This is a genomic window from Tomitella fengzijianii, from assembly GCF_007559025.1.
GTDB classification, from domain to species: Bacteria; Actinomycetota; Actinomycetes; order Mycobacteriales; family Mycobacteriaceae; genus Tomitella; species Tomitella fengzijianii.
Genome location: NZ_CP041765.1, coordinates 1,241,041 through 1,256,385, shown reverse-complemented (window position 1 = coordinate 1,256,385; position 15,345 = coordinate 1,241,041). Strand labels below are relative to the sequence as shown.

The window sequence follows — 15,345 nt, the reverse complement described above, 5'->3', positions numbered from 1 at the left end:
GGCCGTCGCTGAGCCGCTCAGGCGATGCGCGCGGAGGTCGTCACCGGCACGCCGTGTGCCAGGTTGTCGAGAACCGGGCAGTGCTTCTCGACCGTCGCGATGAGCTGCTCGTAGCGCTCGCGCGATTCCGGCCCGGAAATGCTCACCCGCACGTCGATGCCCTGGAACCCCGGACGCACGGACTCGTCGAGGCCGAAGAATCCGCGCAGGTCGATGTCGCCGCCCAGCTCGATGTCGACAGAGTCGAGGGCGACGCCGAGCTTCTGCGCCCACACCTGGAAGGTGATCGCCTGGCAGCTGCCCAGCGCCGCCAGCAGGTGTTCCACCGGGTTGGCACCCTTGTCGTCGCCACCCAGTCCGGCCGGCTCGTCGATGGTGAAGGCGTGGTCGCGCGCCGTGATCCGGACCTGCGTGGCAGTGCCCGGGACGTGGGCCGCGCGCACCTCGCTGCGCAGCCGGTGCTGGTCGGCGGTGTCCGTGGTAGCGGTGGTGGTGGCGCCCGTGGTGATGGTCATGATGGTCCTTTCGTCGAATGCGCGGCGGCAGGCGCGCGGGCCTACGGCGGCCCGCGACGCCACGCGCCGTGCAGAGCGTCATGCAGGGAAGAAGAAGATGCGCGCAAGCGCAGTGCGCCGCCTGCGATCGGGGGCGCGGGGAATTCGGCCGGTCAGGCCCGGCCGCGGGGCATTCGACAGCCCTCGGTGCTCACCCGGCACAGATCGATGCAGCGCCGGGAATGCAGGAAAACGAATACGGCGGTTGCGTTGCCGCGCATGTGATCACCCGTCCATCGCTCCTGGCGGGAGCACCCGCACCCGGACTTCCGGGGGGTTGCTGCGGCGTCATCGAACCAGGTTTCTCGACCGCTCTTGATAGCTGGCGGGTTCACCGTAGCCCACCTGTTCCCCGCCGTCGATCGCGGGCCTCGCCGGCGGGCGCCGCAATGCCGGCGCCGGCCCTCGTGCGCGGGCCGCCCCTGCCCGACCGGACAGGCCGGGAACCCGCCGGTCGACCACACGACAGCGCCTCACCGGAGGGACCGCCGGGGCCTTCCAGAACCTAACGTCAATGTGACCAAGCGCACACGTCGGCAGCGTGACCGGCAGCGCCGCCACAGCGTCCGGAGAACTCGATGACCCTCGACCTGCACACCGCACCGGTCCACCCGTCCCACGCCGCCCGATCCTCCGTCACCCCGTCGCCCGTCACCAGGCCCGACCGGCGGCTCCATGCGCCCGGGTCCGGCAGGCCCGCAAAGCGCGACCAGCGCCTGGGACACAGGCACGACGACGCGCACCGGATCCAGGGCCGCTGGGTCGGCGAGCAGGGTGGCCACCGGCAGGGCGACCACGGGCATTGGGAACGCGACGGAGTGCGCGTGTGCCACGTGGACTCCGCGACGGCGCGCACGCTCCTCGCCGAGCGCCCGCGCGGCACCGGCGTCGTCGATACCCGGCACTTCCGCGCCTTCCGCACCGGCCGCACGCTGACCGTGCTCCACCGATTCGACGCGGAGACGATCTCCGACGACGCCGCCGGTCTCATCGCCGCCGAGCTCGACGCCACCGGGATGCTCGCGGGCCCTGCGGAGTTCGAGGCGACGCTGATCGGCCTCGTGCACTCGGCGCCGGGGCACGTCCCCGGGCACCCGGCGCATCACGTCGCCGCGTCGCCGTGGATTCCGTTCTATCGGAACTCCGTCGCCGCCCTGGAGCGTGGTTCGGCCGCATTCGCGCCGGTCCACCGGCGTGCCGAGCAGCTGATAAGCGGCACCGAGGTGCTCGACCTCGGCTCCTGCTTCGGATTCTTCCCGCTGCGCCTGGCCCGCGATCGCCGCACAGCCCCACTGTCGGTGACGGCCACCGACCTCAGTGCCGGCACGATGCGGCTGCTCGATGACGCCGCGTCGGCGATGCAGCGGCCGCTGCGCACCCTCACCTGCGACGCGGCCTCCGTGCCCCTGCCCGACCGCGCCGCCGACACGGTGACCGTCCTGCACCTCCTCGAGCACCTGCCGCCGCGCAAGGCCTTCGCGGTGGTGCAGGAAGCGGTGCGCCTCGCCCGGCGGCGCGTCATCGTCGCGGTGCCGTACGAGGGACAGGCGCAGACCTGCTTCGGCCATGTCCAGACGTTCGACGCCCGGGACCTGCACACCCTGGGCACCCGCCTGGGGATGGGCTATACGGTCGGCGACCACCACGGCGGCTGGCTCGTCCTCGACCACTGACCGGGGGCGGGCGGCCTGTCAGATGATGCCGCGCTTGCTGGCCGCGTAGACGGCCTCGGCGCGGGTGGCCACCTGCAGCTTCCGCATGATGTTGCTGACGTGGAACTTGGCGGTGGTCGCCGAGATGTACAGGCGCTCACCGATGGCGCCGTTGGACAGGCCCGTGGCCAGCAGTCGCAGCACGTCCATCTCGCGCGACGTCAACGACTCGCGGGGTGCGGTCCGGCCGCTCATCGACCGCACCACGGCGGCGGCGCTGCGCGCGTCGAAGGCGCTCTCGCCCGCGGCGACGGCGCGGATCGCGCGGACCAGTTCCGTAGTGTCCACGTCCTTGACCACGTAGCCGCGCGCGCCCGCGTGCATCGCCTCCACCACGAGCTCCTCATCGAGGAACGTGGTGAGGACGAGCAGGCCCACGTCCGGATGCTCGGCCGTCAGCGCCGCGCACAGACCCAGTCCCTCGAGCTCGGAGCCCGCGGAGAGCTTGAGGTCGACGATCGCGACGTCCGGAGAGGTGGAGGCCACCACCGCGCGCGCCTCCGCCCCGTCGGCCGCCTGGCCGACCACCTCGATGTCCGGCTCGCGCTCCAGGATCGAGCGCATGCCCTGCCGAAGAATCGCGTGGTCGTCGATCAGCACCAGCCGTGTCATGCCGGGCCCCGCTCTCCGCGTGCCGGATCCGCCGACCGCCCCGGCCCGGGCGCCGGCGGTTCCGCCGCACCGGGATCCGCGTCTTCCCGCACTGGCAGCGGGATGGCCACGGCGACCCGGACGCCGCCGATCCGCGCGCGCCGCACCGCCAGGGTGCCGCCCAGTTCCTGTGCCCTGGCCTGCATGTTGGCCAGTCCCCGGTGATGCACGTCCAGGTCCCCGGCCTGCGCGATCCGCAGCCGCAATCGCAGCGCGGCGGGATCGCCCGTGCCGTCGTCGGATACGGCGAGTGTCACGCCGTCGGCGCGCTGATCGACGCGCACGATCGCACGCGTCGCGCCGCCGTGCATCGAAGCGTTGAAGAGGGCCTCCCCCGCGATGCGCAGCAGCGCGTGCTCGACGTCCCGCGGCAGATCGGCCGCGGCGCCGGTCATCCGCAACTGCACGCGCAGGTCCGACGGCATGTGCACGGTGCACAGCTGGCGGAGCATCTCCGCCAGGCCCGACCTCTCCGATTCCCCCTTGTGGTCCAGCGCGTAGATGGCGGACCGCAGTTGTTCCACCGCCGACCTGGTCAACGTCTTCGCCAGGTCCAGGCGTTCGCCGCGCTCGGCATCGGGGATTCCGCTCCGGCACACCTCGATCTGCATCCCCGCGGAGAGTACGCACTGCGTGACGCTGTCGTGCAGTTCCCGGGCGATGCGGTGCCTTTCGTCGTCGACGATCTTGCGGCGCGTCGCCAACCCCAGTCTCCACTGCGTCTCGACGAGTTCCGCATTGCGCGCGGCGAGTTGGTCGGCCTGCGCCGATGCGGCCGCGTACGACGATTCGGCCCGCTCGAGCAACACCTGGCGGCTCTGGAAGAGCGCCGAGTTCTGCAGCGCCACCGCGGTTTGGCCGGCCAAGATGCGCATCACGGACTCGTCGGTGGCGTCGAGCCGGCGCCGTGGCGGCGTCCACGCGGCGAACGCCCCCACGACACCGCCGCCGAGATCGATGGGCACGTGCGCGTGATGCGGATCGACGACGGGGCGCGCGAGGAAGTCGAACTCGCCGCGCAGGATGTCGTTGAGCCGGTTGATCACCACCGCCGGCATGTCCTCGGGCGGCGGGTCCCCGCCGCGCAGCCCCTCGTAGGCGTACGGGTGGCCCTGGGCGTCCACGACCAAGTGGCGCGGCTCCGCCTCGGGCAGCTCGCCGTCCGCCAGCGCGAACAGGACCCACTGCGCCTCGAGATGCAGGCGGACGGCCTCCGCGACGGCGAGCACCAGCGCCTCGGGTCCTTCCACCGTGCGGACCAGGGCCCGCGAGATCGTGTCGAGCGCATGCACCACCCGCTCCAGCCGCTCCGCCGCCCCGCGGTATTCGCGGTAGAACGTCGACTTGCCGGAGCGCACCCCGGTGAGCCGCTCGAGATCCGACCCGCCGCGCCGGGTCACAGCGAGTCCCGGAGCAGCCGCACCATCGCGGCCTCGTCCGCCGCGCGCGGATTGGTGGTCATGCAGGCGTCCTGCAGTGCGCCACGCGCCAGGCGTGGCAGGTCCTCGTCGCGCACCCCCAGCTGCGCGAGGCCCGCGGGCATCCCGACGTTCGCCACGAGCGCCTCCACGTGCTCGGCGACCGCCCAGGCCGCCGCCTGCGGGGCGTTCCCCCGCACTGTCAGCCCCAGGTGCCGGGCGACATCCTCGTACGGCTGCGGATCGGTTTCGGCGTTGAAGCGGATGACGTGGGGCAGCACGATGCCATTGATCTCGCCGTGCGTGGCGTCGAGCATGCCGCCCACCTGGTGGCTCACCGCGTGCGCCGCACCCAGGATCGCGTTGCTGAACGCCATTCCGGCCTCCAGGCTGGCCAGCGCCATGGCGCGCCGGTCCGCCATGACGTCCGGCCGTTCCAGAGTGGCGGTCAGGTGATCGAACACCAGCCCGACGGCCTGGAGCGCGTGCCTGTCGGTCAGCGGGGTGCGCGCCACCGACACGTACGCCTCGATTCCGTGGGTGAGCGCGTCGAGGCCGGTGGTCGCGGCCACCCGCTCCGGCATGGTCGGCAGCAGGCGCGGATCCACGACCGTCACGTTCGGAACCAGCGCGCGGCCGATGATCGTCACCTTGGCCCGGCGGTCGGTATCGGTGACCACGCAGAACTGCGACACGTCCGCCCCGGATCCGGAGGTGGTGGGGACGACGACGAGCGGGGGGATCGGCGACTGCGCACGGTCGATCCCCACGTAATCGAGGATCCGTCCCCCGTTGGCGGCGAGGATCGCGATGCCCTTGGCCGCGTCGATCACCGAGCCGCCGCCGAGCGCGATGATGACGTCGCAGCCGTGGCCGGCGTAGGCGCGGTGCCCGTCGGCGATCTCGTGGTCCTTCGGGTTGGGGGTGAGTCCGCTCCACAGCTCCGGCTCCATGCCCTGCGTGCGCAGCCCGTCCAGCAACATCTGCGGCCAGCCCGCCGCGAGCACGCCGGCGTCGGTGACCACCAGGGGGCGGGCGCCGCCGAATCGGAGCGCGGCGAAAGACGCCTCCGGCATCGCGCCGTCGCCGAAGACGATCTCCGGCGCATGGAACTTGAACACGCGCGCGGAGATCACCTCGCCGGGTGCGGATCCACCGACGACGGGCGTGCGGGCGCGCGGGTTGCCCGGATTACGTCGGGGCGTGTCACGATCAGAATTCACGGTGTGCACTGTGCGGGTCCGATCAACGGTGCGGGTCCGATCAACGGGGTGTCCCCAGGGTATGCCGCCGCCCGCGCCCGCACATCGTTCACGCGGACAGGACGCGGCCTGCCCGATCGGCCAGGACGCGCCGCCGTCACATCCCCGCGGTCACGAAAGGGCGTGCGCCAGCTCGGCCGAGCGCGCCAGCAGTTGCTCGGCGTCCCGCGCCACCACCACCTGGTCGCACGCCTCCGCGTATTCGTCCATCGCGCAGGTGGCCTGCGCCCAGTACCGCCGGGGTTCGGGCGTGATCCACGCCAGCGAATGCACCCGCCGCCGCAGCGCGGCGAGCAGGTCCGCCTGCGGCGGCAGCCCGTTGCTGCGCCCGTCGCCCACCACCAGCACCGCAGTGCGCTTGTCCAGCAGCCCCGCGTGCAGCTCCAGCATCTCGTCGAGCACCCGCCCGTAGTCGCTGCTCGCCTCCAGATCGATCTGCTCGTCGGACAGCACCCCGGCGAGCACGTCGTCACCGCCGCCGCGCAGCAGCGCCCCCGTCACCTCGACGGGCCGGTCCACGAAGGCGACGACGTGGCAGCGCGCCGCCCTCCGGTGCATGGCCTGCGCGAACCGCAGGGCGAACGCCGTCACCGGCCGCACCGACAGCGAGACGTCGGCGAGCACCAGCAGGCGCACCCGGTCCGGCACCGGGGTGCGGGTGACGAGCCGGAAAGGCACGCCGTCGGTGCGCAGGCTCGCGCGCACGGTCCGGCGCATGTCCAGCCCGCCCCGCCCCTTCGTCCGGGGCCGGGCACGGGGCGCGCCGCGCATCCGGCGCAGGATCTCGTGGCACGCCAGTTCGACGTCGGCGTGCGGATCCGCGGCGACGGCCTCCCCCGTCAGCTCCGGGGGGACCACCGCGCCCCGCTGCGCCAGCGCGTCGACGAACGATTCGATCGCTTCCGACAGGCGCTGGAGCTGCGCCTCGGTGAGCGGTCCGGGATCATCGTCGGCGCCATAGGCCCGCGTCGGGTCGTACGAGTCCAGCCACGCGAGGATCTGATCGGGATCGTCCCACCGCAGGTCCCCCACCGCGGCCACGCCGGTGCCGTCGGCCAGCGCGCCCACAGTGGTGGTCGACGCGCGGTCCACCTCCACGGTGTAGGTGACGCCCCGCCGGCCCTGGTCCGCCTCTGTGGACACCGACAGGTCGTGATCGGAGCCGGTGAGCGAGACGTCGTCGTCGTCCCGGTGCGGGTTGAACCCGCCCTCCGAGTCGGGCAGGTCCAGCTCGTCGCCCACCTCGGCGAAGCGTTCGTCGTAACCGGCGTAGCGGCCGATCTCCTCGTCCTCCTCGATCTCCAGCGCGGTCGGCAGGCCGTCGGAGTTCGGCGTCCACTGCGCAATGGAGTCATCGCCGCCCCTGCCCGCGGCACCCGCTGCGAACAGTGCGTCGAATGCGACGTCGAAGCCCGCGTTCTCGTGCGCGTACTTGACGCACCCCGCCCGCAGCGCCGCGCGCAGCCGCGCAAGGTCGCCGCCGCCGATCACCGCCAGGATCCGCCGGATCCCGATGACCTCCGCCGGCGACGCGGCCACCCCGGCGCGGCGCAGGAGGCCGCCGAACACCGCCGACACCACGTCCAGGACCCGTACGGGACGGTCCACGGCGAACCGGTCCGTTTCACTCTCCTGCGGGGGAATCCGCTGGGACAAGGCGCTTTCGGTCATGGCCGGTTCACTTCCCCTCTCCGCGCGTGCCGCGCGTGCGGAACGCGACGGCCGTCGTGTTGGCCGGCCGGTCGGCTATGGTCACCCTCTCGGCGGCCGGCTCCGCGGCGCCGGAAGGGTCTGCAGCGCTTCCGCCCTGTTCCTGCGACCGTCCCCGGGCCGGCGCCGCCTGCCCGGCCAGGGCCTCCTGGGCCATCGCCCGATCCGACTCGTACTTCACCAGCGACGCCAGCAGGACCCGGCGCGTGGCCTCCGCCAGCGACTCCTCGCCCGGCGCGAGCACCGCCGCCGCCCGCGCGGTGTCGATGACCTCCGAGATGGACGGACTCTTGCGCAACGGAAGCTCGCGCAGGCGGCGCGCCAGCTCCACCACCTCCGCCGCCACCGGGTTCTCGACCTCCGGTGCCCGCGCGGTGACGATCTCCCGCTCGCGGGCCGACGTCGGATAGCCCAGGTGGAAGTGCAGGCAGCGCCGCTTGAGCGCCGGCGACAGCTCGCGGGTGTCGTTGGAGGTCAGCACCACCCACGGCACCGTGCGCGCCGCGAACGTGCCGATCTCCGGGATCGTCACCTGCTTCTCCGCCAGCACCTCCAGCAGCAGGGCCTCCATCGACTCCTCGGTGCGATCCACCTCGTCCACGAGCAGCACCACCGGCTGTTCGGAAATGATGGACTCCAGCAGCGGCCGCATGGCCAGGAAGGGCTCGGAGTACAGGCCGAAGTCCCGGCCCGCCAGGTATTGGGACGCCTCGTCCAGGTCCGTGATGTGGGCGGTGGCCTCGGTGATCCGATCGCGCAGCATCTGCACGTGCAGGAGCTGCTTGGCGTAGTCCCACTCGTAGAGCGCCCGGTTGTCGTCCAAACCCTCATAGCACTGCAGTCGGACGAGCCGGCGCCCCGAAGCCGCGGCCAGCGACTTGGCCAGCTCCGTCTTGCCCACGCCCGCCGGCCCCTCCAACAGGAGCGGCCGGTCCAGCGTCGTCGCCAGGTAGACGACGGTGGCCAGATCGTCGTCGGCGATGTAGTCGGTCTCGCGCAGCGCGGTCCGCAACTGCTCGGGATCGCTGAAGGAGGTCGCATCCTGCGCTGCAGGCTGCACGGTCCGGAGGCCGGCAGTGGTCATCTTCGGTCACCTCGATGGAGTGTGGGCCGGCGGCATTCGGCGATGCTGAGCGCCGCCGGCCTTCGATGGAACGGGCGGCTGACGGATCAGTAGTACGAGCCGTTGATGCAGTGGTCGACCACCGGGATCGCGGACTCGACCGTCACCTCGCGCGGATTGCCCGGGGTGCACCAGTCGTCCAGGATGTGTTCGGAGATCTTGCGGACCGTGCCCTGGTCGCCGGGGATGCTGTCGCCGCGCCCCTCGTACTTGTTGGTGTTCATCTGGTTCTTCTCGTAGGTATCGGTGTGCACCGAGGAGAAGTTCGCGGGGATGCCGATGTCTTCGGACAGCCGCACCGCGGCCTCGACGGCCGCGTCGGCCGCCTGAACGGTGGTCATGTTGCGGGTGTCCACGCCCATCGTCTCCGCGATCCGGGCGAATTGCTGGTAGCGGGACGGCAGGTTGTACTCCCACACGCGCGGCAATGCGATCGCGTTGTTCAGGCCGTGGTGGCTGTCGAAGAACGCGCTCATCGCATGCGAGATCGAGTGGATGATGCCGAGCCCGCCCGAGTTGAACGCCTGCGCCGCGATGTACTGGGCGTGCATCATGGCCTCGCGGGCCTTGAGATTGTGCGGCTCGAACACGGCCTCGCGCAGGTTGTTCGCGACGAGCTCCATCGAGTACAGGGCATTGCCGAGCGACGGCGGGAAGTCGAGTCGCGAGACGTAGGGCTCGCTGCCGTGCGCCAGCACGTCGAAGCCGCAGTACGCGGTGAAGTGCTGCGGCAGCGGGTAGTACAGCAGCGGGTCGTCGAGCGCGAGGGTGGGGATGATGGCGTCGTCGAAGCCCACCCACTTGTGCGGGGTCTCCATGTCCGAGGTGTCGGTGATGACGTAGGCCCAGGACGTCTCCGAGCCGGTGCCGGCCGTCGTGGACACGGCGATGTGCGGGGGGTTCTCCTTGTTGGTGGACTTGGAGAAGCCCTCGAACTCGTTGATGTTGCGGCCGTCGTGCGCGATGACCACCCGCGCGCCCTTGGCGGCGTCGTGGCTGGAGCCGCCACCGACGGAGATGATGCTGTCGCACTTCTCCTTCGTGTACATCGCCGCGGCTTCCATGGAGTTGTAGTCCTTGGGGTTCGACTCCACCCCGTCGTACAGGACCACGTCCACGCCCTGGTGCTTGATCTTCCCGATCAGCTCCTCGATGATCCCGGTGCCGCGCAGGCCGGTCGTGATCATCAGCGCACGCTTGAAGCCGAGGTTCTTCGCCTCCACACCGAGGATATCGTGGGCTCCGACGCCCAGAAGGGCGCGGGGAAACGGGTGGAACTCCTTGATCGGGAAGTCCCAGATCTGGTTCAGCTCGATTGCCATGGTGTTCTCCTCGTCGCGTGCGGCGGCCCTGCGGCCGGTGTCCGTCGGCTGTGCGTCGACACCGGGCTTCCGGCGTCGAGTGCCACTGTGCGTTCGGCGTGAACCAGGTCACAAGGCTTCGCGGCGGTAACCGGCCGGGCGGCAGCGGAGAACTGCCCGGCCGGGCAGGTGCCGCCGCCGTCCGAGCGGCCCCGGGCCGGCGCCGGCCGGCGCGCGCATCGACTCCCGGGCGGTCCTACTCCGTGTACGCGTGCCGATACGGCAGCTGACTGCTGACGTCCTCGTCGATCTGCAGGCGGCTTCCCAGCGGCGGGAACGCACGCTGTGCGCACTGCGGGCGGTCGCACACCTTGCAGCCGGCACCGATCGGGACGATGGCGCCCGGATCCGCGAGCGACCGGCCTTCGGAGTACACGAGCCGGTCCGCATGACCGATATCGCACCCCAGCCCCACGGCGAACGTCCGGCCCGGGGCACGGTAGCCGCGGCCGTCTTCGTGGGTGGTCCGCGCGATCCAGAGGTACGTGCGACCGTCGGGCATCTGCGCCACCTGGGTGAGCACCCTCCCCGGCGACGCGAACGCGTCGTGCACCACCCAGAGCGGGCAGCTGCCGCCGACCCTGGAGAAGTGGAAGGCCGTCGCCGACTGCCGCTTGGAGATGTTCCCCGCACGATCGGTGCGCACGAAGAAGAAGGGCACCCCGCGCTGTCCCGGTCGTTGCAGCGTGGACAACCGGTGGCAGACCGTCTCGAACCCCACCTCGAACTTCACCGAGAGCAGGTCGATGTCGTAGCGCAACTCCTCCGCCGCATCCAGAAACCGTGTGTACGGCAACAGCAGTGCACCCGCGAAGTAGTTGGCGAGGCCCACGCGGGCCAGCGCGGCGGACTGAGGGGCGAGACCGCTCGCGTCGGCGATGGCGTCGATCACCGCGCGCCGTGTGAGCAGCGCGATCTGCGTCGCCATCTGGAACGCGCGTTGTCCGGCGTCCAGGCGACGGGCGAGGAACAGCACGCCCGCGGCCGCATCGTATTCGCGCTTGGGGCCGGGGCTCCGGGGGTCGTCCGTACGCAGCCGCACGGTCACCCCGTGCTCGTCACGCAGGAGCCGGGCGAGCTGGATGTCGAGGCCGCCCGGCCGCAGGCCACAACTCTCGAAGAGCTCCTCCGCCGCGGAGTCGAGCTCGGCGAAATGGTTCCGACGCCCGTAGAAGAAGTCACGGACGTCCTCGTACGGGGTCGCGAGTCCTTCGATCCCGTCGCCCACCGCAGCGGAGTCGCCCGCCCCGTCCGGCTCCGACGCCGGCGCGGATGCCCCGTCGGGATGGGCCACCGCCCGGCCGGAGAGCCGCTCGGCCTGCTCGGTGGCGGCGTGCAGCCGCCGGTGCAGCCGCACCAGCGTTCGGCCGACATCCGGCATACGCGACACGAGTTCCTCCACCTGGCGCACCGTGGGCCGCTCGGTGGCGGGACTGTCCGCGAACACCTCGTCCAGGTCTGCGATCAACCGTGCGTCACCGTCGGAAGCGAAGAAGTCCAGCTCCAGATCGAACGCGGAACTCAGGCGCATCATCACCGGCACGGTCAGCGGCCGCAGATCGTTCTCGAGTTGGTTGACGTAGCTCGGCGACAGTTCCAGCACACGCGCGAGGCCGGCCTGGCTGAGCCTGCGCTCCTCGCGGAGCCGACGCAGACGCGCGCCGACGAACATCTTCTGCATCGCCATCGACCTCCCGGCACCCGTCACCGCTCCCACGCGCGGTCGGCACGGGCCGGCCGCCGCATCGCACATGGAAGTGTATCCGCACAGCCCTTCACAACATCCGCAGAATCATCGGTAGATCGCCACAGAAATACGCATCAGCAAGGTATTCTCAGCGCCTTCTCCGCCTGTGTAGCGTGCGAATCGCCAGCACCACACAGGAGGCCGCATGCCCGCACCGGGTCTTTCCGTCCACACCGTCCGCACCCGCCGCTCGGCGGAGGACTTCCCCCGCGACGAGCACCTCGCATGGAAGATCGCGCAGATCGCCGCCCAGGCGCCCCCCGCCTGCGAGACGGTCCGCGAAATGGTCGTGAACCGCATCATCGACGACGCCGCCGTCGCCGCCGCGTCGCTCACCCGCCGTCCGCCCAGAGCGGCACGCGCTCAGGCTCTCGCCCACCCGGCGGCCTCGGGCGGCGCACCAGCGTGGGGCGTCGACTCGGCCGTGTCGCCGGAGTGGGCGGCGTGGGCGAACGGTGTCGCGGTGCGCGAGCTCGATTTCCACGACACGTTCCTGGCGGCCGAGTACTCGCATCCCGGCGACAACATCCCGCCGATCCTCGCCGCCTGCCAGCACGCAGGGGCATCCGGCGCGGACCTGGTGCGCGGTATTGCCACCGGGTACGAGATCCAGATCGACCTGGCGCGCGGGATGTGCCTGCACGAGCACAAGATCGACCACGTCGCCCACCTCGGCCCGTCGGTCGCCGCCGGCATCGGCGCCGCGCTGCGCCTGGATCCCGAGGTGATCTACCAGGCGATCGGCCAGGCCCTGCACACCACCACCGCCACCCGGCAGTCCCGCAAGGGCGCGATCTCCAGCTGGAAGGCCTACGCCCCCGCCTACGCGGGCAAGGCCGCCATCGAGGCGGTGGACCGGGCGATGCGCGGCGAGGGCGCCCCGGCCCCGATCTGGGAGGGCGAGGACGGGGTGATCGCCCGGCTCCTCGGCGGGCCCGACGCCGTCTACGAGATTCCGCTGCCCGCGCCCGGCGCCCCGCAGCGCGCCATCCTCGACAGCTACACCAAGGAGCATTCGGCCGAATACCAGGCGCAGGCCATCATCGACCTGGCCTTCCGGCTGCGCGGGCGCATCGGCGACCTGTCTCGGATCGCCACCGTCACCCTGCACACCAGCCACCACACGCACACCGTGATCGGCACCGGCGCGAACGACCCGCAGAAGTTCGACCCGCACGCCAGCCGCGAGACCCTCGACCACTCGGTGATGTACATCTTCGCCGTCGCCCTGCAGGACGGAACGTGGCACCACGAGCGCTCCTACTCCCCCGAGCGGGCACAGCGCCCCGACACCGTCGAGCTGTGGCGGAAGGTCGCCACCGCCGAGGACGGCGAATGGACCCGCCGGTATCACGACCCCGACCCGGCGGCCCGGGCGTTCGGCGCGCGCGCCGAGATCACCCTGGACTGCGGCGAGGTCATCGTCGACGAGCTGGCCGTCGCCGACGCGCACCCGCAGGGCGCCCGCCCGTTCGGCCGTTCCCAGTACGTGGCCAAGTTCCGGTCGCTCGCCGACGGCGTCGTCGCCCCGGACGAGCAGGACCGCTTCCTGGCCACCGCCGTCCGCGCCGCCGAGCTGCGCCCCGACGAACTGGGCCTGCTCACCTTCACCGCCGCAGGCGGCGCGCTCGCCGCCGCCCCCAGCCTCCCGGAAGGACTGTTCTGATGACCGGATTGATCACTTCCGACGTGCCCGCCGCCGACAAGCGCACGGCGTTGCGCGCCGGCCTGACGTCGGGCACCATCGTGCGGCTGCCCGGCGCCTTCAACCCGCTCACCGCCACGCTCATCGAGGAGGTCGGCTTCGAGGGCGTCTACGTCTCCGGCGCCGTCGTCTCCGCCGACCTGGCCCTGCCGGACATCGGCCTGACCACCCTGAGCGAGGTCACCGACCGCAGCCGCCAGATCGCCCGCGTCACGTCCCTGCCCACGCTCGTCGACGCCGACACCGGCTTCGGCGAGCCGATGAACGCGGCGCGCACCATCACCCACCTCGAGGACGCAGGGGTGGCAGGCTGCCACCTCGAGGACCAGGTCAACCCCAAACGGTGCGGGCACCTCGACGGCAAGGCCGTGGTGCCGGCCGCCGACATGGTCCGCCGCCTCGGCGCCGCCGTCGGCGCCCGCCGCGACGAGAACTTCGTGATCTGCGCGCGCACCGACGCCCGCGGCATCGAGGGGCTGGATGCCGCCATCGACCGGGCCAAGGCCTACGCGGACGCGGGCGCCGACATGATCTTCACCGAAGCGCTGGCCGACGAGGCCGAGTTCGAGGCCTTCCGCAAGGCCGTCGACGTGCCGCTGCTGGCGAACATGACCGAGTTCGGCAAGTCCGAGCTCATCCCCGCACGCCGGCTCCAGGACATCGGCTACAACGCGGTCATCTACCCGGTCACCACGCTGCGCCTGGCCATGTTCGCCGCCGAGGAGGGGCTGCGCGAGCTCGCCGCCGAGGGCACCCAGGCCGGGATGCTCGACCGCATGCAGCACCGCAGCCGGCTCTACGAGCTGCTCGACTACGAGGGCTACAACGCCTTCGACACCTCGCTGTTCAACTTCACGCTGGAAGGAGGCGCATGATGCCGGAGCAAGCCGACGGCGCCGCGCTCGACGGCCGGGGGTCGGCGCCGGACATCCGCAAAGGTCTGGCGGGCGTGGTGGCCGACACCACCGAGATCTCCGCCGTGATCCCCGAGACCAACTCACTGACCTATCGCGGCTACGCAGTGCAGGACCTCGCCGCGCGGTGCAGCTTCGAGGAGGTCGCCTACCTGCTCTGGAACGGCGAGCTGCCCACCCCGCTCCAGCTGCAGCAGTTCTGCGTGCGCGAGCGCGCGCAGCGCCGCGCCGACCGCTCGCTGCTGACGCTGCTGGCCAAGCTGCCCGAGACCTGCCACCCGATGGACGTGGTGCGCACGGTGGTCAGCTATCTGGGTTCCGAAGACCCTGACGAGGATTCGGCCCCGGCCGACCCGGCCGGCGCCCTCGTCGCCGCACGGGAGAAGGCGCTGCGCATCATGGCGCTGCTGCCGACGATCGTGGCCGCGGACATGCGCCGGCGCCGGGGCCAGGACCCCATCGCCCCGCACACGCAGCTGGGATTCGCCGAGAACTTCCTCACCATGTGCTTCGGTGCGGCCCCCGAACCCGAGGTCGTGCGCGCCTTCGAGACGTCGCTGATCCTCTACGCCGAGCACAGCTTCAACGCCTCGACGTTCACCGCCCGCGTGGTCACCTCGACCATGTCGGACATGTACAGCGCGGTCACCGCAGCGATCGGCGCGCTCAAGGGGCCGCTGCACGGCGGTGCCAACGAGGCCGTCATGCACGACATGATCGAGATCGACGAGCCCGGGCGGGCGGCAGAGTGGCTGCGTGCGAAGCTCGACGCCCACGAGAAGGTGATGGGCTTCGGCCACCGCGTGTACAAGGACGGCGACTCTCGGGTGCCGACGATGCGCGTGGCGCTCGGCGAGATCGCCGACCGCCGCGACGGCGGCGCGTGGCTGGAGATCTACCGCATCCTCGAGTCCGAGATGCAGGCCGCCACCGGCATCAAACCCAACCTGGACTTCCCCACCGGGCCTGCCTACCACCTGCTGGGGTTCGACATCCCGATGTTCACGCCGATCTTCGTGATGAGCCGGATCACCGGCTGGACCGCCCACATCATGGAGCAGAGCCAGTCGAACGCGCTGATCAGGCCGCTGAGCGAATACAACGGCGTACCGCAGCGGGCCGTTCCCGCCTGATCGCGGCCCCGCACCCCGGACGCAGAGCGGCACGCGAGGCGTGCCGCTCTGCGTC

Annotated in this window: 12 protein-coding genes and 1 riboswitch; of the genes, 4 read left to right on the top strand and 8 right to left on the bottom strand. The window is 71.4% G+C overall.

The genetic code is table 11. From position 1 onward, the window contains the following. Positions 1 to 17 precede the first annotated feature (17 nt). On the bottom strand, positions 18 to 515 hold the full coding sequence (locus FO059_RS05765; protein WP_143907098.1) for an OsmC family protein: 498 nt from the start codon (positions 513 to 515) through the stop codon (positions 18 to 20). 269 nt (positions 516 to 784) lie between these two features. After that, positions 785 to 879: riboswitch (SAM riboswitch) on the bottom strand. A gap of 253 nt (positions 880 to 1,132) precedes the next feature. Here FO059_RS05765 and mftM point away from each other — a divergent pair. Then, positions 1,133 to 2,227 carry a mycofactocin oligosaccharide methyltransferase MftM gene (mftM, locus tag FO059_RS05760; RefSeq protein WP_143907096.1) on the top strand — a complete coding sequence of 365 codons (1,095 nt, stop codon included), beginning with the start codon at positions 1,133 to 1,135 and terminating at the stop codon, positions 2,225 to 2,227. Positions 2,228 to 2,245: 18 nt separating this feature from the next. Here the strand turns inward: mftM and FO059_RS05755 are convergent, their stop codons facing one another. From FO059_RS05755 to FO059_RS05725, 7 genes are all read right to left on the bottom strand, one after another. Beyond that, a complete protein-coding gene (locus tag FO059_RS05755) occupies positions 2,246 to 2,878 on the bottom strand; it encodes a MadR family response regulator transcription factor (RefSeq protein ID WP_143907094.1) in 633 nt (210 codons plus the stop codon). Further along, positions 2,875 to 4,317, bottom strand: coding sequence for a MadS family sensor histidine kinase (locus tag FO059_RS05750; RefSeq protein ID WP_143907092.1), 1,443 nt, complete (start codon positions 4,315 to 4,317; stop codon positions 2,875 to 2,877). The genes FO059_RS05755 and FO059_RS05750 overlap by 4 nt, the downstream gene beginning before the upstream one ends. Further along, positions 4,314 to 5,471: an iron-containing alcohol dehydrogenase gene (locus FO059_RS05745; RefSeq protein WP_268892858.1), complete on the bottom strand. Its 1,158-nt coding sequence runs from the start codon at positions 5,469 to 5,471 to the stop codon at positions 4,314 to 4,316. The genes FO059_RS05750 and FO059_RS05745 overlap by 4 nt, the downstream gene beginning before the upstream one ends. A 237-nt stretch (positions 5,472 to 5,708) precedes the next feature. Continuing rightward, the gene (madC, locus tag FO059_RS05740; protein ID WP_143907090.1) at positions 5,709 to 7,268 is read right to left on the bottom strand and encodes a MadC family VWA domain-containing protein; all 1,560 of its coding nucleotides are present in this window, start codon (positions 7,266 to 7,268) and stop codon (positions 5,709 to 5,711) included. Between the two features lie 7 nt (positions 7,269 to 7,275). Beyond that, the gene (locus FO059_RS05735) at positions 7,276 to 8,391 is read right to left on the bottom strand and encodes a MadB family AAA-type ATPase (RefSeq protein WP_143907088.1); all 1,116 of its coding nucleotides are present in this window, start codon (positions 8,389 to 8,391) and stop codon (positions 7,276 to 7,278) included. Between the two features lie 86 nt (positions 8,392 to 8,477). Then, positions 8,478 to 9,752: an NDMA-dependent methanol dehydrogenase gene (gene mdo, locus FO059_RS05730; RefSeq protein WP_143907086.1), complete on the bottom strand. Its 1,275-nt coding sequence runs from the start codon at positions 9,750 to 9,752 to the stop codon at positions 8,478 to 8,480. Positions 9,753 to 9,987: 235 nt separating this feature from the next. Next, positions 9,988 to 11,472: a short-chain fatty acyl-CoA regulator family protein gene (locus tag FO059_RS05725; protein WP_143910484.1), complete on the bottom strand. Its 1,485-nt coding sequence runs from the start codon at positions 11,470 to 11,472 to the stop codon at positions 9,988 to 9,990. Positions 11,473 to 11,683: 211 nt separating this feature from the next. Here FO059_RS05725 and FO059_RS05720 point away from each other — a divergent pair, with 211 nt between their 5' ends. The 3 genes from FO059_RS05720 to FO059_RS05710 are packed head-to-tail and all read left to right on the top strand — an operon-like array spanning position 11,684 to position 15,290. Continuing rightward, the gene (locus FO059_RS05720) at positions 11,684 to 13,204 is read left to right on the top strand and encodes an MmgE/PrpD family protein (protein WP_143907084.1); all 1,521 of its coding nucleotides are present in this window, start codon (positions 11,684 to 11,686) and stop codon (positions 13,202 to 13,204) included. Next, positions 13,204 to 14,118, top strand: a complete 915-nt coding sequence (gene prpB, locus FO059_RS05715) for a methylisocitrate lyase (protein WP_143907082.1) — start codon at positions 13,204 to 13,206, stop codon at positions 14,116 to 14,118. The genes FO059_RS05720 and prpB overlap by 1 nt, the downstream gene beginning before the upstream one ends. Then, on the top strand, positions 14,118 to 15,290 hold the full coding sequence (locus FO059_RS05710; protein ID WP_143910483.1) for a bifunctional 2-methylcitrate synthase/citrate synthase: 1,173 nt from the start codon (positions 14,118 to 14,120) through the stop codon (positions 15,288 to 15,290). The genes prpB and FO059_RS05710 overlap by 1 nt, the downstream gene beginning before the upstream one ends. Positions 15,291 to 15,345: the final 55 nt, after the last annotated feature.